Source organism: Bradyrhizobium sp. 179, from assembly GCF_023073535.1.
Taxonomy (GTDB): Bacteria; Pseudomonadota; Alphaproteobacteria; order Rhizobiales; family Xanthobacteraceae; genus Bradyrhizobium.
Genome location: NZ_JADPJR010000136.1, coordinates 274,540 through 296,705, shown reverse-complemented (window position 1 = coordinate 296,705; position 22,166 = coordinate 274,540). Strand labels below are relative to the sequence as shown.

Here is a 22,166-nt window from a genome sequence, read left to right as displayed (position 1 = left end):
GCTCCGCATCCGACCCCCTCCATGCTCTGGGAGTCGTCTTCAGAATCTCTCTTGCTCTCCAATGCAATAGGCCAGAGAAATCCATATGCGATTCCCCTGCGCTTGCGGGGGAGGATTGGGGAGGGTGTCTCCACAGAGGGACTTCCCCAGAGGAGAGAACCCTCACCCGCGGCTTCGGCGCGACCTCTCCCGCACGCGGGAGAGGTGGTGTCCGTGGCTCCGTCCATTCCGCCAAAACAGATCTCGCTGGACGCTATTTCAGATCGCGTCCGCCCGCAGCAGTGTATCCACGGTGATCGTGCCCCTCGCGCGGGAGACGCAGGCACAGATCTTCTGGTTGCTTTGCTTCTGCTGGTCGCTGAAGAAAACGTCGCGATGGTCGATGTCGCCGTCGACCGCGACCACGTCGATGGCGCACAGGCCGCATTCGCCGCGCTTGCAATCATACATCACGTCGTGGCCGCTGGCGTTGAGCACGTCCAGCATCGAGCGTTCGCGCGGAATTTCGAGCTCGACATTTGAGTCCTTCAGACGCACCCGGAACGTCTCGGTCGGCAGCGTGCCGCTGGAGCCAAAGGTCTCGTAGCGGAGATCCGGAAGCGGATGGCCGGCGCCGATCCAGGCATGGCGCGCGGCATCGAGCATGCGCATCGGGCCGCAGAACAGCGCGAGCGCGCCCTTGGGCGCCGACGCGAACAGGGCGTCGAGATCGAGCCGGTGGCCTTCGTCGCTGGCATGAACGACCAGGCGATCGCCGAGCAGCGCGGCGAGATCATCGAGATAGGCGGCTTCGGCGCGCGAGCGCACCGCATAATGCAGCGTGACGTCAGCCCCGCGCCGCGCCAGCGCCTGTGCGGCGCCGAGGATCGGGGTGATGCCGATGCCACCGGCGATCAGGCAATAGTTTTCCCGCGTCCAGTCCACCGCAAGCAGCGAGGCGGGCTGGGTGATGTCGAGCCGTGCGCCTGGCTGCAATGACCACATATAGCGCGAGCCGCCTCGGGAATCATCAGCGCGGCGCACCGCGATCTTGAAACCAGCCGAGGTGGCTTCGCCGACCAGCGAATAGGACCGCGTCTCCGGCAGGCCGTCGATGGTGACGCTGACATTGATGTGGCTGCCGACCGGATAGGCGGCGCCATCGAACTGATCCGGCCGGATCAGGAATTCGCGGATGCTCGGTGCGAGATCGCGGGTCGAGACGAGCGTTGCCGGTATCCAGGTTTCGATGAAGCGCATGGCTGTGCCCTCAATCGGTTGCGGTCTTGATCAGCGCGAGCGCCGGCAAGAGGTCGAGATGGGTCCGGTTGCGCAGCGCGAGCCGCAGGTTGCGCACCGCGAGCCGCGCATGCTCGCGCATGACGGCCTCGGCGCGCGCGCCTTCGCGATTCTCGATCGCGTCAATCACGACGCGATGATGCTCCTGCCCGATGATGAGGATCTGCTGCGCCTCGGGCAGCGCCGATTGCGCCATCACGAAGCCGCTGGGCGAGGCGAACGGCAGCGCGGAGGCGCGGTCGATCTGGCGAATCAACGGCGGGCTGCGCGACAATTCCGTGAGCAGCGCATGAAAGCGCGCGTTCAGCGTGACATAGGACGAGAAGGAATCGACCGAGATCGGCACCTGGCGCAGCAATTCGTCGATGGCGGCGAGGCACTCCTTCAGCGGCTCGAGCTCGCGCGCGGAGACGCCGCGCTCGGCGGCGAAACGTGCGGCGAGGCCTTCCAGCGTGCCGCGCAGCTCGATGGAGTCGGAGATGTCGCGCTCCGAGAACGCCTTCACCATGAAGCCGCCGGACGGGATCGCCTCCAAGAGGCCCTCCTCCTCCAGTCGCACCAGCGCCATGCGCACCGGCGTGCGCGAGGCGCCGGTGGTCTCCACCGCCTGGAGTTCGGAGATGCGCTCGCCCGGACGCAACGACCCTGACAGGATCTGGTCGCGCAGCGCGAGCTGCGCCTTCACGGTCTGCGAGACGGAGCGGTCGACCTCACGTTCGGCCATGTCGGCTATTCCGCGGCCTGGAGATGCTGCGGCGCGTTTTCCTTCGCCACCATGCGATCGATCAGCTTGCGCGTCCACATCGCGCCCGCATCGATGTTGAGGTTGTAGAAGATACGATCCGGGTTCTCGTCCATCGCGCGCTGCTGCGCTTCGAGGATCAGCTCGTCCTCGTGAAAGATGCCGGAGACGCCCTCGCGGATTTCGCTGGTGATGCGCTGCTCACTGATGCGATAGTTGCGCACGAACGCCCAGAAATAATGGCAGGTCTTCTCGGTCTCCGGCGTGATGGTGTTGAGCACGAAACCGTTGACGCCCTGCGAGCGGTCGCCTTCCGGCGCGCCGGTGCCGGTCGGCGCCACGCCGACGTCGATGGCGATGGTGCACGGGGCTTCGAAGCGGATGATCTGCCAGCGGTCGACGAGACCGGGCTTGCCGAGTTGCTTGGCCCAGAACGGCGGCGGCTCGATGCCGCGCATCCAGCGCGTCACGGTCACCGTCTTCTCGCCATGGGTGACGTCGAACGGCGCCTCAGCCACCGCATCGTTACCGATGGAGGAGCCGTGCACAAAAGTTTCGTGGGTGAGATCCATGAGATTGTCGAGCACGAGGCGGTAGTCGCATTTGACATGGATGGTCTTGCCGTCGCCGGCCCAGGCCGGATCGTGATTCCAGTGCATGTCCGGAACCAGCGCGGGATCGGCCAGCGAGGGATCGCCCATCCAGAGCCAGATGTAGCGGTGACGCTCGACCACGGGATAAGCGCGGACACAGGCGGACGGATTGATGGTCTCCTGCGAGGGCATGAAGGTGCAGCGCCCTTGCGCGTTGTACTTCAGGCCGTGATAGCCGCAGATGACGGTGTCGCCTTCGAGCCGTCCCTTGGACAGCGGCACCAGGCGATGCCAGCAGGCATCCTCCAGCGCGGCCACCGAGCCGTCGGCCTTGCGGTACATCACGACATGCTTGCCGCAGATCGTCCGCGGCAACAGCGCCGGCTTCACCTCGGCATCCCATGCCGCAGCGTACCAGGCGTTCATCGGGAACGGCTTTGTCATCGGTCTCACTCCCACGGCTCATGAATACGTTATGTATACACTAGCAGGAGCTTAGATGGATTCAAGGCGAATTAAGGCACTACTACCATACCTATATCTCGACGATTGTATACATCGCGCATGTTTTTTTTGGGTTTGCAGGAATGTCTGGGCGCGATCCTCTTACTTCCCCTGGAGGGCCCTCCAAGGGACGTAAGAGAGGCTTGCGCCCGGCGGCTACGTCTCGAACACCCTCGCCAGGCCGGCCCTAGCCTCCTCCTGAATCCGCGTCAGGTGCTCGGTGCTGCGGAAGCTCTCGGCGTAGATCTTGTAGACGTCCTCCGTCCCCGACGGCCTTGCTGCGAACCAGCCGAAATCGGTCTCGACCTTGATGCCACCGAACGGCTGGCTGTTGCCGGGCGCCTTGCTCAGGGTGGCCCGGACGGGGTCGCCGGCGAGATCTTTCAGGCCAAGTTGCTCGGGGGTGACCGATTTCAGGATGGTCTTCTGCGGCCCCGTGGCCGCGACGTCGGTACGCGCGTAATGGGGCACGCCGAACTCGGCGGTGAGGTCGCCAAAGAGCTGGCTGGGGTCACGGCCGGTCCTGGCCATGATCTCGGCAGCAAGCAGACCAAGAATGACGCCGTCCTTGTCGGTGGTCCAGACCGTGCCGTCCCGGCGCAGGAACGAGGCCCCCGCGCTCTCCTCGCCGCCGAAGCCGAAGCCGCCGGTGAGGAGGCCGTCGACGAACCATTTGAAGCCGACCGGCGTCTCGATCAGCTTGCGGCCGAGCTTTTTCGCAACGCGATCGATAATCGAGCTCGACACCACGGTCTTGCCGATCGCGGCATCCTTGCCCCAGTCCGGACGGTGCGTGAACAGATAGGAGATCGCGGTCGCAAGATAATGGTTTGGATTCATCAGGCCGCCGGTGCGCGTCACGATGCCGTGGCGATCGGCGTCGGTGTCGTTGGCAAAGGCGACGTCGAAGCGGTCGCGCATCCCGATCAGGCTCGCCATCGCATAAGGCGAGGAGCAGTCCATACGAATCTTGCCGTCCCAGTCCACCGTCATGAAGCGGAAGGTCGGATCGATCGCCTCGTTCACGACGGTGGCCTTGAGGCCGTAGCGCTCGATGATCGGATGCCAGTAATGCACGGCGGCACCGCCGAGCGGATCGATGCCGATCGTGACGCCGGCGGACTTGACCAGGTCGAGATCGACGACATTGCCGAGATCGGCAACATAAGGTGTGATGAAGTCGTAGGCGTGGACTTTCGAAGACTTGCGCGCCTTGGCGTAGTCGACGCGCTTCACGCTCCTGAGGGCCTCGGCGAGATAAGCATTGGCGCGCTTCTCGACCACGCCGGTGACGTCGGTGTCGGCGGGGCCGCCATGCGGCGGGTTGTATTTGTAGCCGCCGTCTTCCGGGGGATTGTGCGAGGGCGTGATCACGACGCCATCGGCGAGGCCGCCCGTACGCCCCTTGTTGTAGGTCAGGATCGCGTGCGAGATCACCGGCGTCGGCGTGTAGCCGCCATCCTTGTCGATCATGACATCGACATCGTTGGCCGCGAACACCTCGACGGCGCTCGTGAGGGCGGGCTCTGCCAGCGCATGGGTATCGATGCCGATGAAGAGCGGGCCCGTCAGCCCCTTTTCTCGCCGGTAATCACAAATCGCCTGCGTGGTCGCGACGATGTGGCCCTCGTTGAAGGTGTTCTTGAACGAGGTGCCGCGATGACCCGAGGTGCCGAACGCGACCCGTTGCGCGGGGTCGGCCGCGTCGGGCTTGCCGGCGAAATAGGCGGTCACCAGCCGCGGAATGTTGGTGAGCGCGTCCGGCGAGGCCTGCTTGCCCGCCGCGGGATCAACATTAGCCACTGAAATACCTCGTCCTGTCGCACGCGATCGCGGGATACAATAGCACCGACCGGCACCCCGCCAAGGGCACAACACGCGCGAGGGAGGGGGCGTTCCTTCCGCCGGCTGCGCCTCACATTCGAGTGTCGTTCTGGTGAAACCGGCCCGTAGCACGAGGCTTGCGAAATTCACGATTGCCTGCGGCGATACGGTCGGAAAGGTCGCGGCCAAGGCCGGCGTCAAGAAGCTCGCGCTGACCCATCACCGGCCGCGCACCGACGATACCATGCTGAACGCGCTGCTCGACGATGTCCGGCGGGATTACTCGGGTCCTGTCGTACTCGGTGAGGACCTCACGCGCATCGAGCTCTGAGGCGTTCTCAGGACGATCCGACCTCGATCCGGAACGACAAGCACTCTTGCGCACCCGGCGCGATATGCATCAGGCCGGGCTTCTCGGTGAACTCGCCGTCGAAGCCGGTGGGGCTGGCATGGCCGCGCCAGGGCTCGATGCAGAGGAACGGCGCGCCCGACGGTTTCGACCAGATGCCGAGTTCGCGAAAGCCGCGCCAGGACATTTTCAGCCAGGGCCCGGTTGCTGCGCCCTGCCCCGCGGCATAGTGGACCGAATTGCTCTCAATGCGGTCGAAGATGATGGCGTCATCCACGAACAGGGATTCGGACAGGGGCAGCGCTCTATTCTTGACCGGGCTCGGCTCGGTTGCTGCGCGCAGCAAGCCGCCGTCGAGACGGCGGACGGGAGCCGATTCCGCGTTCGCAAAGGTCAGCGCATAGCTCTCCTTCGCGTGCCCGGCTTGGAGCGGCCAGTTGAAGGCGGGATGGCCGCCGAGCGAAGCCGGCAATGTCTCCTTGCCGGTGTTGGCGATCGTGAACGTCAGATCAAGGCCGGAATCGTCGATCGCATAGGCAGCGGTGAGCCGGAATGCGAACGGATAGAGCGCGCGCGTCGCCTCGCTGTCTTCGAGCACCAGCGTGCAGCGGCCCTCGCCGCGTTCTGTCCACACGAAACGGCTGTCGCGCGCAAAGCCGTGCTGGGTCATGCGATAGGTCTTGCCCCGGTGCCGCAATTCATCGTTGGCGAGGCGCCCGACGATCGGAAACAGCAGCGGCGCATGGCGCGGCCATTGCGGCCCCGCCTGCCAGACGAATTCGATGCCGCCGGCGTCCATGAGCGAGCACAGTTCGGCGCCATGCGCCTTGACGGTCGCGCTGAGCCGGCCGCTTCGAAGGGTATGGGCATCATCGCTCATGTGCGACATCTACACCGCGACCTCATATGCAGCAAGGCGGCGCCGGCAGAGGTGTGACGGTCATCGATGGCGCTTGCTTGCGCAGAGCGTTGAAATGTAAAAGAAAATTTGGGTTCGTTCTGTGGACCATCGCTCGACAGCGCGGCGACGCGCAGCAACTCGCATGATCAGCGCCTGGGTTGTCACGCCGTCGGACCTTCAGAGCCGTCGCGCTAGGCGGGATACAAAAGTAAGCCGCCAAGGTCCGCAACGCCCTCGACTTTGCCACAGGACTGAGGCGCAGCCGCGAACTCGAGCACCGAACATACCTTTGACCCGCAGTCCCAGATGTCCCAGCAGGGAGTCCTCTTAGGACGATGCGACCGGTTTAGACTCAGCACGACGGGATACCCCAGCGCCGGTGAGCTCGTCGGAATTGGAGTTGCGCAACAGGAACAACGACCTCCAGTCCCCCTGATGCCCAAATTCGATATAGCGATAGCTCAGCGCACTTAGCAGGATCGTTATTGCAAGATACGGAAATGAAAGTCGAAGCGTGTCTTGGAGCGGAGACGTATCGGGCGGGATCATTTCAACCATGATGATCGAATGCCACGCATAGATGCTGTAGCACATGCATCCGACGATTTGAATGGGCCATGCCTCGAACAAGCGATTTGCGGACCATGCCCCGCACAACACCGCCAGCAGCACCATGGAAAACCCGGCGCAAAAGATCGTGGCGTAGAGAATGCTCACAGCCCAGGGGCCGTTATCCTTGAGATATATGGCGGCGATCATCAGCAGCAGTCCGGGCAGCAGCCCCCGCGACTGAAATCTCCTGAGTGAAACGCTGTCCCTGGACTTGACGTAGAGATCGCAAACCAACATTCCGAAAATGAACTGGTAACACGACCCAAATATTCCGCCCACAAACGGGCGAAACATCCCAACCCGATCCACCGCGATAAGATGCCCAGCCATCACAAAAGCTGAGCAGATGACGACGCTCAACAGCAACAGCCTTCGAAGGCCGAAGCGCGCGATCAGAAGAATCAGCAGCGGAAATAAAAGGCTGAACCAGATTTCAACGCCTACGGACCACAATACGGGATTGGAGGGAGGCATAAACCCGTGCGGCACAAAAATGAAGAGCGTAGATAGCAGTCCGCCGAGCTCCAGATACCACGCGTGCGACCCTGCGGGCGACTTGGCATGGAGTGCAACCGTCACGAGGACAACCGTATAGTAAAGTGGAAGCAACCGGGCTGCGCGATGCCAATAGAAATGCGCGAAGTCGGCGAGCCGATCGATGGCCCGCTTCTTGGTGCGATAGGGCAGGTACAGAACGAATCCAGAGAGCACAAAAAAGATATTTACGCCCAAGAAGCCGTGCTTTGCGACAATGGCCAAGAGACCATTCGGATCAAGTTCGCCGGGAAACGCCGGCGCGCTGGATGTAAACGGAACAAGCAAGTGAAAGAGGATCACCATCAGGATGGCGAGTCCGCGAAAACCGTTGACCGCCCCGATCTTCTGCGCGCGACTACCGGCTATGATGGTGGAACCTGGGGATTGTAACGACAAGACGGCGATCTCGGTATTCTGGTTGCCTGTTGCGATGCTCGCTACGTTGAGCGACCTCTCAATCGATGGCTGTCGCATCACTCTCGACGCGTGCGATGCCAAACCGGGGGCGCGTTAACCAGCAACTTGGCGCCTCGGCGGATCACAGCGAATATCTCGTATCGCGAACACCTCACCCCTCGTTGGAAGCGATCCTCAGGCGAGCGCAGCCCCACCCGGACACGCCGAACGACGTGCCTTCAAATCGTCAATTACGGCATCTATCAACTACGGGATATGGACGGTAGCAGGTTAACTCTGAGGCAGAATTATGAGTGGGCGCGTATAGTTTGATGGTTGGGCTCCTCATCATATTTGTTCTGCTCGCGATTGGCTTCGCGGCCGGCTACGGCACGCGTGAGCTGATCTCTCGTAAGCGGCACGCCGAGTACCTGAACTTGCAGCCCTACGTTTCGCCCGAGCTCAGAACCAGGCGACCATCTTCGGATGAAAGCACCAGGACGCGATACGCCACACCTCAACCCACAATGACTGAGCAGACGAACTATGACATGCCTCAGTCGCTTAAACCCGTATCCATTCGGGAGCCGAAGCCAGCGAAATCCGCGCCTGCCGGCGCAAGCTTGCGTCTGATCGAGCCGCATTCCTCTGAGCCCGATACCGGATCTTTGCAGTCCGTGGACATTGAGCAGAGCCTCGAAGAACTCGTCGGGCTCCTGCTGCGTAAAAAGCAGGGGGGCTAGGACCGGTCGCCTCCGGAGGCGCCTTGGTCACAAGCCTCTTGCCGCATTCGCGAATCCGCCTGTTGCCGAGGTCGAGCACACCGGGGGGAAAGTAAACCCCTGGAACCGAAAAGCACCAAGTTGTCAGCAGGAGAACTCCGGAATCCAGGGGATCGCGCCGACGACCGAGCACGTTCCAGAACAGAGCCGCCCGCCCGCGGCGCGGCGGCAGCCGCACCAATGACTGGCGACGGCCGTGCAAAAGTGGTATGTTTTTAGCGGCTCTGTGGCTACAATACGGCCCGTCATGCGTCCGGAACATCTCTGGTGCAAGAGCAGGAGGGCAGATTTTGGTCGTGCTGATGATCGCAAGCGCCGTGGCGGGTGTTCTTCTGGGGCGTTTTCTTCGCGCATACGCTCTTATTCCCGCAACGATGCTGATCCTGGTTGCAGCGTGGTATTTGGGCCTTGAGCAGGGTTTCGCCACGGGCGCGATAGCCTTCGTCGCCAGCGCGGTAATTTTGCAAGTCGTCTATTGCGCGAGCCTGCTGATCTATCTGCTCATCGCGAACCTCTCGGTGCTCGACCAGGTGCAGTCGGAGGCATCACCGCAGATGCCTGAATCGCAAATCGCAGTCTAGTCAGCCCCCTATCATGAGCGGCCAGCGAGAATGTTGTCGCATGGTCGTACATTGTTACATCCTTCTGTAGAAGCTCCGCACCTGCTTAATTGCCATGCAGTTCATCCCGCGGGGCCGCATTCCCGCCGGTGTGCTTGTGAGCGCTTCATTTACGCGGCATGATCCCGTGCACGCGTTCTGCTCCGCAGAAACCGTTGGCCGCAGCTCTAATCTGCTCAATGGCTCGAAAGATCTCCTGCACCAAATTGAATACGCGTGGCGGAGGCTTCTTCTTTGACTTTGATTTCGGCTCCTTGAAACTTCCGCGGAATAGCTGTGTTGCACAAAGCCGACCGGGCAAAATGCTTTTGCACGACACGACGCGCGACAAGCTGGAGCGACACATCAAGTATGCTCAAGACGTTTGGGAATGAATGGCAATGCAATCAATTTGGAACCGACGCGACGCCGGCCGATATTCCTCTTGCAAAGAAGAAGCGCCCATTTGTAGCTCGCCACGCACTTATGAGGCTAGATCAACCCGCTGAGACAATGTGACCGTCCATAGCACCTATATTCGCCGTCTTTATCGTAGATAATGCAGATGTGATCGGTTGGCTGGAAAATCTAAAATGGAATTGCCGGCGAGAGCAGCGGCGGGCGGCAATGGCGCGCAGAACGCGTTACAAGAGTCGATCGTAAGGGGTCAAGCGGCTGTCGCACTTTTGACGCCAACGCGATCACGGACCAAGCAGCGCCCCGATCCGGTCATTCACCGGGTTGATACCCGGCCCCTCGACTTCGGCGTCGATGAGATCGTAGCTGTCGGCAAGCTCCGCAACGAGATGCTGCGATTACCCGATTTCCTGCGCCATCATCGCCGGCTCGGAGTCGGACGTTTCCTCGCGATCGATGACCGTTCAGACGACGGCACGCGAGCATTCCTGCTCGATCAGCCGGATGTTCACGTGTTCGAGATTCGGGAGCCTTTTGCAGAATCAAGTGGTGGTGCGCGTTGGACCAGCGCCGTGCTCGACCAATTCGCGCCAGGACGGTGGGCGCTGACGCTCGACGCAGACGAACTCTTCGTCTACCCCGGCTGCGAACGTTTTGATCTTCGATGGTTGTGCCGTTATCTGGAGAGCACCGGCGCTGATTGCATGACCGCGGAAATGGTCGATATGTATCCACGCTGGCTCGGCGGTCCGGAGCGCTACCATGCCGGCGAGAGCCTCATCGCTTTCTCCCCCTACTTCGATTCCGACACCTATGTGAAGCGCCGTCGGCGCGGCTTTCCGACCAACTACCTGGTGGGTGGTGCGCGAGCGAGGCTGTTTTATGACGAACCGATGCCGCCAAAGATCGCTCTTTACGACGCACTTGTACAGTTGCTTGAGCCATACGGGCTGGCGCGGCTGCTGCCTGCAGTTAACATAACGCGCTGGCAGCCACCGCTGCTCACTAAAGTGCCGCTCGCGCGATGGTCGCCCGGCCGTCGCTATATCGCCGCCGGTCACCTGATGGCCCCAGCAGGCAAGGCAGGCGATGTCACAGGCGCCCTGCTCCATTTCAAATTTCTTCACGACTTCACCGATAAGGTCGCAATCGCGGTCCGTGAGGGGAACTACTATCTCGGCTCGGTCGAGTATCAACGCTACGCGGAGCGGCTCGATCAGAATCCGTCATTCGAGCTCATCTATCCCAATAGCCTGATCTACCAATCATCAGACGATCTTGTCCGTTGCGGTCTGATGCGTCTCTCCCCGGCCTACCAGGCCGCGACGCGACAACCCTGACACCGCTTCCTGAACACAGGAGGCGCGCTGGAGCCTTCCTCCAATCGTCACCGGACCCCGTCGTTGTGCTTGATGTGTTCGTCGGAAGGACCGACCGGTATCTGCTGTTCTGGAGCATTGATTTCATCGATCAGCTTGCGGCCGAGAAGCCGAAGGAGAAGCTTCCTTCCGCGCACCAGCACTGGATAAATTGCCCTTGCGAGGCGGGTCCGGGAGAACACGAGCCGATTGAGGCGATTGAAGACGGTCGCCTCCCCGGCAAGCGTTGCCAGCAGATGCATTGCAGCGGCCCCATAGTAGTGCCGCCCACGCCAGCGAACCACCATGCCTTCATTGAGATCGAGGTTGCGCGCGCGGATATCGCGCACGATTGGATGCTCCGAACGCGCGTCGATCAGGTGAATGCGCTGCCCACGCTCCCGCAACTGGTACAGCAGAACATAGCGGCTGCATAACGGGCATTCGCCGTCATAGACCACCCAGATATCGTCATCACTATGGGTCAATTCGATAGTCCGTTCGCTTCCGAACGTCGCGCACAAGCTTGCCCTCCGCCAGGCCGAGGCATACTGAGTCCACCACATAGTGATAGGCGACAATATCGTCCATGGTCAGCTTGTTGAATTCGCCGTACAGCCATGGATTGGACAGCATGTGGTGCGGATAGGCATAAAAACTGTTGTTATCCTTCACCCAGGGATAGACACGGAAAAAGCGATCCGTCTCGCGGACCATTTTTTCCACGGCCTCCATGGCTACGCCTGTGTCCTGACGCGGAAGGATCTCCGGGCCGCAGGTGGTCGCGTCGTGCCAAGTCGCAAGATCGTGGTTGTTGCCGCCAACGCGAGCCCGGAAATGATTCTCAGGGATGTACATGGTTCCGGTCCCGATCATGTACGAGTAGATGCCGAAATACGTGGAAGGCGCGAGAACCTGGCGACCATCGCGGGTCTCGACGAAAAGCCGCGGGCTTGCCAGCTTCGGCCCGTCCAGCCATCCAAGGTAATTGGTGTAGAAGAAGAACCGGCCACAAATGACGGTCACGACCATCACAACCTTCATCGCCGGGGTGAACCCATCACGCGGCAGGGTGCGTGCCGCGGCTACGATGAACAGGTTGAGCGCAATCCAGAAGAAGAACAGAGCCCCCAGTGTGAAGTACACGCCGATGTGGAAGATGTCGAACAGCAGGCAGAAAAACGACAGCGCGCGCGTCGAGATCGCAGCCAAGGGCGATAGGAGCTGGGCAGCCAGCACGAACACGTTGAAGATCAGCTGGTTGCTCACGATCGCGTCCCAGATCGTCTGCAACGCGCCAGGCCATAGGCCGAGCGGGGCGTCGCCGCGTTCGAGACCCATCAGGATTGAGGTTTGCGTGGGATTTGCGAGCAGCCAGGTCCATGGCTTCTCGCCACCGGCCTGCAGCTTTGCGATTCCCGACCAGAAATAGCTGCCGAGATGCGCCCCGACGGCGCACGCCCAAATCAAGCCATAGGCGCGATCGCGAAGCTGCTTCACGTTGTCTGCAGAAGCGAACAGAGTTCGCAGCCACGGCACGCGATCCATCACCCAGGCGCTGGTGAGGACGATCGTGCCGAGCACGCCAAGGACGGCGAAGTTACCGACGTCGAGCATCCCGAGATAATCGGTCTCGGTCACGAAGATGCCGGACACGACGCTCACCATTTCGCGCCATGCATGATAAAAATAGAACAGCGGCACCAGAAATGAAGGACGCCAGATCGCGGCTATTCCTGCCACAACCGCAAGCACTGCACCGTAGCGGAAGAACAGAATTTTGTCGCTCGAACCGAACAGGATGTTGGGGGGCCCTGCGAAAGGGCCCAATGAATCGAACAGCAACTGCACGAAAATCGTCATTCCGATCGCGAGCGCGGTGATACGCAATGGCGGCGAGAAATCACGGTAGCGAATGGAGCTGAAGGCGAGCGCGCCGGCAAATGCCAAGCAAACCAGCACCAAAGCGTAAATGTCAGACCAGCGCGCGAGGTGCGTGACGGCCCGCCGCGAAATCGCAGAAAGAATGACGGCTACTGCAAGAAGGAAGAGAGGTCCCGCGAGCGACGAGACGCTAGACCGCGCTCCTTGCTGTGATGCAACGGTATACAACGCCATCCCGTCTGGGACCTCCGGAGCTTCGCCCAACCGAACATTATAGAATCACTAGCCATCTGCAAGCATCGCAAGCGCAGCTCGTCCTTCTCCCGGTGCGAGTGCCAACGAAATCATCCCGCGGGAACCTCAACACTGCGAATTGAATATGACAAACTGCGGGCATTGATGTGACCACAAGTGTCCACGTCGACATTCGTGACGGTCAGACCATCGTTTGAAAACAGTTTCGACCCAGCCCGCTGATCCCACATCGCTCGATCACGTCTTCCGTTCATGTCAGGGCCAAGCTAAAAGCCGGAGACGATCGGAACCGCCATCGTTCAGCGCACTGGATTTCCCGAGGCACTTGCTGGCAGGCGCAAGACCGCGCAAGAAACTGTTTGAGATCGCAGGGTGAGCTCGTTGGACAAAGACAGCAAGTCACGGGCCGTAACCAACATCCTCATAACGGGCGGATCCCAGGCCTGGAAACTCTCGGCCGGTTTTGTCTTGACGATATTCTCGACGCGAAATCTTGCCCCGTCCGACTTCGGCGTGCTGGCCATGTCTGCGACCGCTGCAACGTTCCTCGGACTCCTCAAGGACGTCGGCGTTGGACAGGCCATCATTCAACGCACGGAGATCGCCAAGGGTCAGATCGATGCGCTGTTCTGGCTGTCGGTGCTCGCTTCCGCGGCATCTGCTCTCGTTCTGGCGTTGAGCGCGCATCCAGTTGCGCTGTTTTACGACGATACGAGGCTTCAACAGCTCATGATCGCAATTGCCGGCCTAAGCTTCATTGCCGGCCTTGCGACCGTTCCGGCGGCGCTACTTGCCAGAGAGTCCCGGTTCAAGGCTCTGGCAATCCTGGATGTCGCCGCGACAACCGCTTCCGTTGTCGCGGGGATCGTCGCCGTAATCATCTTGAGAGACTTTTGGGCACTTTATCTGTCCACGCTCGTTCTCACGCTCATTTCGACAGTCGGGATCTGGGCCTATTCTGGCTATCGCCCTGGATATCCCCATCTGGACAGCGAGACGCGACACATGGCGCGATTTGGCCTGCACGTGTCAGGGTTCAATCTGGTCAACTATCTCTCGAGAAATGCGGACAACATTCTCATCGGCAAATTTCGAGGCGGCGACGAACTCGGACTGTACGATCGGGCCTATAAGCTGTTGCTGCTGCCGATCGTCCAATTACATAACCCTATCGGCCAGGTGATTGTCCCGCTGCTTTCGCGACATCGTTTCGATAAGGAGAGATATCTGAGCACCTACAACGATGCCCTGTCCATGGTTATGCTCATATGTCAGCCGGGCATCGTCTTCGCCATCCTGCTCTCGGAGCCGCTCTTCAGAGTTCTCCTCGGCGAGCATTGGGTGGGTGCAGCCCCGATTTTTTCCTGGCTTGGCGTTGCGGGCTTGATCCAGGTCGCGACCGCGACGGCAGCTTGGTTGTTCCTCAGTGAAGGCCGTGGCCAGGAGTATTTCAGGCTCGGCGTTTGGACCGCCCTGATCAACGTGACCTCATTCGTCGCCGGTCTTCCCTGGGGCGCGCTTGGAATCGCCGCAGCGTATACGCTGGTGAACTGCACCGTCGTGCTGCCGCTTTATGCGATATCGATCGGTCGTCATGGCCCTGTGACGGCAAGGAACCTGATCAAGACGACTGTCCCGCATTGGATCGGTTGTGCCGTTGCGGCGACCGTCACAAGGATTTCGATCATCTCATTGCTGGATGGAAACTCATTCGCTGGGCTGGTTACGCTGCTGGCGCTTGCCTATGCATCATATCTCCTCGCCATGTCCTTCTTCGCGCAGAAACGGGCACTTGCGAAACGCGTATTGCGCAACGTCTTTCGAAAGGCAAAGACCTTCAGCGAACGATGAAGCCATGCAATTCCGCCAGATGAATATCGACCGGGGCGACCGCGTGAACGGCGTCGACCTGATGAAAGCCTGAATCAACATCTGGGGAAGTGATCGCCGCGAGGAGCACTGCCTTGGCAGATTCGCGAGACGCCTCGTTGACCAAGTCATATGCATTGGAGGTAGCGGACTGCTCGAACACGAACCCGCCATCTTCCAGGCCCGCGAGGCCGACGGCCGGTGCGGTCGCAGGAGGCTGTAACGAGGCAACCGCCGACAAATCAACGCTGGTTTTCGGAGGATCGATCACCAGCGTGCCGCCCATTCCGTCGCTCGAGAGGTTGAAGGTCGATCTGGTGTAGTCACCAACAAGCGAAATATTTGCCGTGTGATTCTGGGCATCGACCACGGTCAACGTACCGCCGGCTGTGTTGCCGGAAAAGGACGCCGACGTCCCCGCTCCGTACGCGATGTCCTTCAGATCGATATGGTTGGAATTGAACGCGGTGCCGTCACCCGTCAGACCGATGAGCGTTCCCGTAAATTGCGACGCGTGGTCCAACACCAGATTGCCGGTCGACGTCTTGAAGGTGATCGACCCCGAAGCGGCGCCGGACAGTTCGAGCGTGGCGCCGGGGTCGACCGTCGCGGCCTGTGACATATTGCCCAGATTCAATACGACATTTCCGGAGATCTTGAGGATGGTCGATGACGTATTGATTACACCATCGCCATTGAGATCCTGATAAAAAGTCGTCTCGACCGCTTTAAGAGCAGGGTCGATTGGGGACACCTTGTTCAGGAGGTTCGATACATAGTTGCCATTGCTGTCCGTGGTCCACACACAGAGTTCGCCGGTGGCCGGAATCTTCCAGGCCACATCATAGCCGCTGGTCGTTTGCTCCACACCCACCGGCGTCCAAGCGCCGAACTGTCCCGACACAACCGCTACGCCACCGTACTTCAAGGTCGGCCCCACGCCGCTGGTCATCGCGTCGAGCAAGTAATTCGAGCCGACCAGAACCAGGCTGGTTGAGCCGGACGCCTCGATTGTCGTGCCTGAAACCTTCTGGGGCGTTGGTGGAAGACCAATCAGGCCATCACCGTTGAGATCCTGGTGAAAGAGGGTCTCGCTCGACTCAAGAGCCGGGTCGGTGCCGGACACCTTGTTCAGATAGTTGGATACGAAATTGCCGTTGCTGTCGGTGCTCCAGACCGCGAACTGACCGGTCGAGGGGATCTTCCACGCGACGAGATAGCCGTTCGACGACGCTTCCGCAGCTACTGGCACCCACGAGCCAAGCTGCCCCGCGACAACCGCCGTTCCGCCATTCTTCAAGATCACCGATGAGCTGGCCGTCGAAAGGTAGAAGTTACTTCCCGACTTGATAAGCGATGTCGTTCCGGCCGCTTCGATCACCGTACCGACGGCGGAGCTGAAAGCATTCGAAACCTGGCTCAAATTTCCGGCGATGTCGGTGGCGGTGGCGGTGAAGCTGTGTTGCCCTGCCGTGAGCGATCCGGTGGTGACGCTCCAGGCCCCACTCGTCGCCGCGACGCCCGTGCCGAGCAAGGTCGCGCCCTCGTACAGCCGGACAGTGCTTCCGGCTTCTGCCGTGCCGGACACGATTATTGCGCTAGAAGCTCCAGGTGCGCCCGAGGTCAGGATAGGTGCAACCGGGGCACGCGTGTCGACCGTGACATTCAACGCACCGGAGGAAGCGCTGACGTTGCCGGCGGCGTCGGCAGTCTTGCCGGTAAACGTGTGATTACCGTCCGCCAACGTTGCGGTGGCAATGGACCATGCTCCGCTGGTATCGGCGATCGCGGTTCCGATCATCGTCGCGCCGTCGAAGACCTGCACCGTGCTCCCGGCGTCCGCGGTTCCAGTCAAATTCACGTGGTTGACATTGGTGACGCCATCGCCGGCAACGTTGCTGTCTGGCGAGAACGACGCGAGCTTGGGCACGTTCGGGGCGACCGTATCGATGGTGACATTCACCCCGGCTGAGAGCGCGGTGAGATTGCCGACGCCGTCCATCGCTGCGGCGGCAAAGGTGTGGCCGCCTTCGGCCAGCAATGCGGTCGCCATGCTCCAGCTACCATTGCCATCGGCTATCGCCGTGCCGATCTGAGTTGTCCCGTCGAAAACCTTGACGGTCACACCTGCCTGCGCGCGACCCGTGAGGACCAGATGATTTGTATTGATCAGGCCCGATACGATCGAGCCGCTGTCGTTGACCGCCGAGATCGTCGGCACGGCGATAGATGTCATCGCCATCGGCGAATTCGTCGCGGAAACGAATGAATAGTCGGCCGACGTCAAGCTGGTGACGCCCGCAATGCGCAGCGTATCTGCTCCACCCGCGTAGCGAACGGTCCACACGTCGTTCACATGGGTCAAATAGGCGCCGCTGTCGTAACCTTTCAGAATCAGCTTGTCGTGTTCGGCGGTCGCGCTCGTGAAGACGTGGAAATCCGCGATCGTATCGTTGCCGCTGCCTGCAGAGTGAATGAACGTATCGTTCCCGGATCCTCCAGAGAGCCAGTCATTCCCGCCGGCGCCATCCAGGACGTCGTCACCGCTCGAGCCGACCATACGGTTTGCCAATTGGTTACCGACGCCCGCGAGCCCGCCCATCATCAACGTCAGGTTTTCGACGTTCGCCGTCAGCGTGTACGACGTCCACGCCTCCACGCTGTCAATGCCGCCGCCGGGATTCTCGACGATTTTCTGGTTCGCGCTTCCGATGACGTAGGTATCGTCGCCGTTCCCCCCGACGAGCGTGTCATCGCTATTGACCGCCGAGAGCTTGTCGTTCGCCGCGGTGCCGTACACCATGCGGCTGCTCGCCTTCCCGCTAATCCATGACGTGATCGTCCCGCCGACCGGGAGCGTTGCTGGCAATTGGAAATCGTCGCTGGTGAATGCCGAGACCGTCGTGTTGCGGAAAACCAAGGTGTCCTGGCTGGTCAACTTCAGATAGACGTCGCTTCCGACCTGGGTCATCGCCGCCTGCACGTCGGCGAACGAGGCGAAGGCAAAGCCGTTGAGCTGGACGACGTCGTGAGCGGCGCCCGATCCCGGAGAAAAGTCGGTGATGATGTCCGAACCATCGCCGGAGTTGAATACGAAAGTATCCATACCGCCGCCGCCGGTCAGGATATCATTGCCGAGCCCGCCGGTGATCACGTTAGACGCGGAATTTCCGATGATGATGTTGGATTGAATATTTCCGGTGGCGTTGATGGCCGCCGAACCGGTGAGCGTCAGATTCTCGACGTAGCTTGAAAGCGTATACGTCACCGAGGAGCTTACCGTGTCGATGCCTCCGCCATAGGCCTCGACAATCTTCGCACCGGAATCGGTCACGACATAAGTGTCATCGCCGGCGCCGCCAGTCATGACATCCGCGCCTCCTGCACCACCGATCAGGTCATTGCCGGACGTGCCGGTCAGCGTATCTACAGCTGCGCTTCCCACGATCGTGTTGGTCGACCCGCCACTCGTGAGCAGGGTGTAGTTCGCAAGCGTGTACTCCGGCAATTGATAGGCTTTGATTGAATCGATGGTCATCGTCGCCGTCGATCCTGGAGCGGCGTTGCCCGGCCAGCTCCCGCCCATCGCTAGGTTGGCGATCATGTACATCGCCGTATTCATGTCGGCGGGCGTGGCCTGCTGCGCGACCTCCTTCCCGTCCACGAAAAACGTCAGGTCGTAGGGCGTCCATTTGAGCGCAAACGTGTGTTCTCCGGTGGTCAGGTTGGCCGTATTGGCCCAACCCCCATTGGTCGCGGGCGCGTAGGGTGAGTGAATGGCCCAATGCGCCTGGTCAGGATCCTGACCAAATGCTTCGAGCACATCGATTTCCGTGTTGAGGTTATTGGCAGTGCTGGGCAGCATCCAGAACGCCGGCCACGCGCCGCTTGTGCTGGGCAGCGTGGCCGTCATCTCGAAATAGCCGTAGGTCTGGGTAAAGCTGTTCTGGGTCGAGATCATGCCCGACGAGAAAATGGCGCTGCCTGTATAAGGCGTGGCGCTCGCAGGCAAGGGCTGTGCCGTGATGACAAGGTGGCCGTCGTGAATCGAGAACGGATTAAGCCCAAGCGACGTTGACGCCTGAGTTGCCGGCAGCCCGGAAAAGCTGGGATCGACATACACTTCCTGTTCGCCGGCCAGCCCGTAGCTTGCCGCTCCGCTCCAGGCATAACTCGTGCGCCAGGTCAGGCTGGGATCCTGCCCCGCGGACAGCGTGTTGAAGTCGTCGTTGAAGGTCTGGACCAATCCGGTCAGGGGACTGACGATGTTTATATTGCCGGCCGTGAGATTCTGGAGGCTGGTGTTTTCAAGCGTTATCGTTTCGCCGCCAGCGATTGTCAGGACAAGGTCTGTGCCCACCTGCTTCATGGCCGCCGTGACATCGGCGAACGTCTTGAAGCCGGTGTTGTTGAGCTGCAGGATGTCCCCGCCCGCACCCGCCTGAAAGTCGGTGACGATGTCGTTGCCGTTGCCCGCTCTCACGACAAAGGTGTCGCGACCGGCCCCACCGGTCAGCACATCGTTCCCCCGTCCGCCGTCGATCATGTTGTCGCCGGCATTGCCGATAATGATGTTGTTGAGATCATTGCCGGTGGCGGGAGATGGAACGCTATCTGTCAGGACAAGGTTTTCGACGTTCGGCGCATTGACAAGGCTGTATCCGTTGATGTTCCAGACGCGGATCGTATCGATACCCTCTCCGGCCTGCTCGACCACCTTAGTGTTGTGGTCATAGACATAGTAGGTGTCGTCCCCTGCTCCGCCGATCAGCGTGACGCCCGTGCCGCCGGCCTCCATGCCATCATTTGTCGCTCCGGTCACCAGCGTGCCGCCCGCAGGGACGGTACCCGCCCAATTCCATGCCGTTCCGCTCGCTGGCAGCGGATTGTCCAGCGCGACATTGCTTGCAACCAAGGTCGAAAGCGCGACATTCTGCAGCGTCAGAGTTTCGCTCGACGACAGCGTTACAACCGTATCGGAGCCCACTTGGGTGGCCGCTGCCAGGAAACTGGCGAACGTCGCAAAGCCGTAGTTCTGCAATCGCAACACATCGCCGCCGAAGCCCGCCTGAAAATCAGTGACGGTATCGGAGCCATAGCCCTTCGAGACCACGAAAGTGTCGCTGCCTGCTCCTCCGGTCAGAACATCATTTCCGGTACCGCCAAACAGAACGTCAGCACCGGCGCTTCCAGTGATAATGGTCATGATGGATTGCGTGCTCCTTTTAGGTGGCACACAACTATGCACGCGTTCAAAAGAGCCTTATGGATTCGACGCAATTTGACGCATGCCGAGAGAATCAGCTGACGGCTGGAGATTTCTGCGGAGACACCGTAATGCTACGGGCTCATGTGAAGTCCGCGCTGCTTGCATCAAGCAGGCTCAGTGCAGGGCCCGTCATTCATCGGGTGAGCGCCGAACACGCCAGGTTCCGATTAAGGAACCGTATTCCGCATTCGATAAGTGAGCACATCATCTTGCGAAGTTCCTGCTACCCACGCTCCTCGACTCGCCAGGACCTTGGGGGGAGGGCCCTCAGCGCGAACGCGGCCGTTTTCAATGCACACCACGTGGTCCGCATCACGCACTGAATCCAGGCGATGTGTTATCAGCAACAAGGTTCGGTTCTTGAATTGTAGCTGGATCGCGCGTCGAATGCTGTCCTCGAGTGTCAAATCGAGCGCGCTCATCGCTTCGTCGAGGATGAGGAACTTCGGATTGCGCACAATCGCTCGTGCAAGACCAAGACGCTGCCGCTGACCGCCCGAGAAGCGCAGGCCATGCTGTCCTATCCAGGTGTCGTATTTGTCCGGTAAGGCCTCGACGACCTCTGAAATGCCTGCGACCCGCAGCGCCTGCCGAACCTCTTCCTCGGAGGCGTCATTCTTGGCCATCCGAACGTTCTCGATCACCGTGCCTTCGACCAGGTCGACATCCTGGCCCGCAATCGCGAGCATGCCGAGCCAATCGGTTCGACGAACGTCTTCGATGGATCGCCCATCAACCCGTATGACACCCTCGTTGGCCGAATAGAGTCGCAACAACAGATTTACGATCGTGGTCTTGCCCGCTCCACTGGCTCCGATGAGCGCAGTGGTCTTCCCCGCAGGAATGTCAAACGAAGCATCCAAAAGAGCGGGCTCGGTGCCGGCATCATAGCGGAATGTCACGTTGCGAAATGAGATGCCGTTCTCCAGTTTAGCCACGGCAACGTGCCCGGCGTTCGGGTACTCCTTGTCATCTATCGACAGCATATGTCTGATGGACCGAAGCTGCGGCTCGATCTGCGCCATATACAGCAAGTTCCCTTCCAGATCTCGCATATGCGGCTGCAATCGATAGAGCAACGCGACCGCGGTCAGGCTCGTCGCGAAGCCGATTCCCCATAAATCAGCGAACGCGACGACGAGAAACAGCACGACAAGATACCCCACCTCCGTCAGAGGCGAGACCAGGGCGGATAGGCGCGCAAGGCGCAGCGCGACTTGTCGGGCCTGCGTCGAAGCCTGCTCGAAGCGTTTCTGGTGAATCTCCTCCTGGCCATACGCGCGGATCGTGCGCATACCCTGGAGTGTCATCAGCATATGCTCACCCAGCTTTTGATGAACCAGCTTTACGCCGGCACCCAACTGCTGCATGGGCAACGAAAGATGGCGCAATCCGGCCGATACAATCATCAAGGCGACCAGGGCGAGGACCGTGACCTTGATCGAGAGCGCCAACAGAAAGGACGCGAAGAGAAAAACCGAACACGAACTCACGATAATGCGGGTAAGACTGGCGTATGCTCCGGAGATCACCCAAGTCTCGGTTCCCAACACCTCCATGAGATATGCTTCATCATGGCGTTGGAAAAACGAATACGAAGTTGACAGATACTGCAGATGGACACGGTTGCGCGCGATTTCATTGATCTTCTCTCCAACACGCGCACTGATTAGTGTGTTGATAAAGGAAAGGGCACCGCGAGCAATGATGAGAAGGAGCAGCACGACAGCAGTTTCGGTCGAGCTGTGAAACCAGTTCGCCGCATATCGGAGCGCTTCGCCTAGGAGGCCACTGGTCGACGTTGCAAGTTCCACCTGACCCATGGCGAAATAGAAGAACAGGAGCACGAGAGTAATCCCGACCGTCTCCGCCAACGATGTCGCGAGGCCAAGCACAATCAGCGCGGGGGTCACCCAACCGGGCAGTGGAGCAAGCTTGAGCAGCTTGAACAATTCGACCAATGCAGCGTGGCGAGCAGCTCTCGGTCTTCGTATGTT

Annotated in this window: 15 protein-coding genes; 5 read left to right on the top strand and 10 right to left on the bottom strand. The window is 60.3% G+C overall.

The genetic code is table 11. From position 1 onward, the window contains the following. Window positions 1-258: 258 nt before the first annotated feature. The 4 genes from IVB12_RS32335 to pgm form a co-directional block, all read right to left on the bottom strand. The gene (locus tag IVB12_RS32335; protein WP_247305623.1) at window positions 259-1,239 is read right to left on the bottom strand and encodes a PDR/VanB family oxidoreductase; all 981 of its coding nucleotides are present in this window, start codon (window positions 1,237-1,239) and stop codon (window positions 259-261) included. Between the two features lie 10 nt (window positions 1,240-1,249). Then, window positions 1,250-2,002, bottom strand: a complete 753-nt coding sequence (locus IVB12_RS32330; protein WP_247305620.1) for a GntR family transcriptional regulator — start codon at window positions 2,000-2,002, stop codon at window positions 1,250-1,252. A gap of 5 nt (window positions 2,003-2,007) precedes the next feature. Then, window positions 2,008-3,057 carry an aromatic ring-hydroxylating dioxygenase subunit alpha gene (locus IVB12_RS32325; protein WP_247305617.1) on the bottom strand — a complete coding sequence of 350 codons (1,050 nt, stop codon included), beginning with the start codon at window positions 3,055-3,057 and terminating at the stop codon, window positions 2,008-2,010. Window positions 3,058-3,273: 216 nt separating this feature from the next. Beyond that, window positions 3,274-4,920: a phosphoglucomutase (alpha-D-glucose-1,6-bisphosphate-dependent) gene (pgm, locus tag IVB12_RS32320; RefSeq protein ID WP_247305613.1), complete on the bottom strand. Its 1,647-nt coding sequence runs from the start codon at window positions 4,918-4,920 to the stop codon at window positions 3,274-3,276. A 133-nt stretch (window positions 4,921-5,053) separates the two neighbouring features. On the opposite strand from pgm, the gene IVB12_RS32315 reads away from it, so the two are divergent. After that, window positions 5,054-5,272, top strand: coding sequence for a hypothetical protein (locus IVB12_RS32315; protein WP_247305610.1), 219 nt, complete (start codon window positions 5,054-5,056; stop codon window positions 5,270-5,272). Window positions 5,273-5,279: 7 nt separating this feature from the next. On the opposite strand, the gene IVB12_RS32310 is transcribed toward IVB12_RS32315, so the two are convergent. Together IVB12_RS32310 and IVB12_RS32305 are read right to left on the bottom strand one after the other, a co-directional pair. Then, window positions 5,280-6,170 (bottom strand): aldose 1-epimerase family protein, encoded by an 891-nt coding sequence (locus tag IVB12_RS32310; RefSeq protein ID WP_247305607.1) that lies wholly within the window; start codon window positions 6,168-6,170, stop codon window positions 5,280-5,282. Window positions 6,171-6,518: 348 nt separating this feature from the next. After that, window positions 6,519-7,814, bottom strand: coding sequence for an acyltransferase (locus tag IVB12_RS32305; RefSeq protein WP_247305604.1), 1,296 nt, complete (start codon window positions 7,812-7,814; stop codon window positions 6,519-6,521). Between the two features lie 254 nt (window positions 7,815-8,068). Between IVB12_RS32305 and IVB12_RS32300 the strand changes: the two genes are divergently transcribed. From IVB12_RS32300 to IVB12_RS32290, 3 genes are all read left to right on the top strand, one after another. After that, complete coding sequence (locus IVB12_RS32300; protein ID WP_247305602.1) at window positions 8,069-8,479, top strand: hypothetical protein; 411 nt, start codon at window positions 8,069-8,071, stop codon at window positions 8,477-8,479. A 329-nt stretch (window positions 8,480-8,808) separates the two neighbouring features. Continuing rightward, window positions 8,809-9,099 carry a hypothetical protein gene (locus tag IVB12_RS32295; RefSeq protein ID WP_130211929.1) on the top strand — a complete coding sequence of 97 codons (291 nt, stop codon included), beginning with the start codon at window positions 8,809-8,811 and terminating at the stop codon, window positions 9,097-9,099. 611 nt (window positions 9,100-9,710) lie between these two features. Beyond that, window positions 9,711-10,874, top strand: coding sequence for a glycosyltransferase family 2 protein (locus IVB12_RS32290; RefSeq protein ID WP_247305599.1), 1,164 nt, complete (start codon window positions 9,711-9,713; stop codon window positions 10,872-10,874). A 47-nt stretch (window positions 10,875-10,921) separates the two neighbouring features. Here the strand turns inward: IVB12_RS32290 and IVB12_RS32285 are convergent, their stop codons facing one another. Both IVB12_RS32285 and IVB12_RS32280 read right to left on the bottom strand, forming a co-directional pair. Then, entirely contained in the window at window positions 10,922-11,380 is a 459-nt protein-coding gene (locus IVB12_RS32285) for a DCC1-like thiol-disulfide oxidoreductase family protein (RefSeq protein WP_247305597.1), read from the bottom strand. Next, a complete protein-coding gene (locus IVB12_RS32280; RefSeq protein WP_247305594.1) occupies window positions 11,370-13,010 on the bottom strand; it encodes a hypothetical protein in 1,641 nt (546 codons plus the stop codon). The genes IVB12_RS32285 and IVB12_RS32280 overlap by 11 nt, the downstream gene beginning before the upstream one ends. A 402-nt stretch (window positions 13,011-13,412) precedes the next feature. Between IVB12_RS32280 and IVB12_RS32275 the strand changes: the two genes are divergently transcribed. Further along, a complete protein-coding gene (locus tag IVB12_RS32275) occupies window positions 13,413-14,882 on the top strand; it encodes a lipopolysaccharide biosynthesis protein (RefSeq protein ID WP_247305591.1) in 1,470 nt (489 codons plus the stop codon). On the opposite strand, the gene IVB12_RS32270 is transcribed toward IVB12_RS32275, so the two are convergent. Both IVB12_RS32270 and IVB12_RS32265 read right to left on the bottom strand, forming a co-directional pair. After that, a complete protein-coding gene (locus tag IVB12_RS32270; protein WP_247305588.1) occupies window positions 14,869-20,106 on the bottom strand; it encodes an Ig-like domain-containing protein in 5,238 nt (1,745 codons plus the stop codon). The two genes, IVB12_RS32275 and IVB12_RS32270, sit on opposite strands and share 14 nt — an antisense overlap. 230 nt (window positions 20,107-20,336) lie before the next feature. Continuing rightward, entirely contained in the window at window positions 20,337-22,121 is a 1,785-nt protein-coding gene (locus IVB12_RS32265) for an ABC transporter ATP-binding protein (protein ID WP_247305584.1), read from the bottom strand. Between the last annotated feature and the right edge of the window lie 45 nt (window positions 22,122-22,166).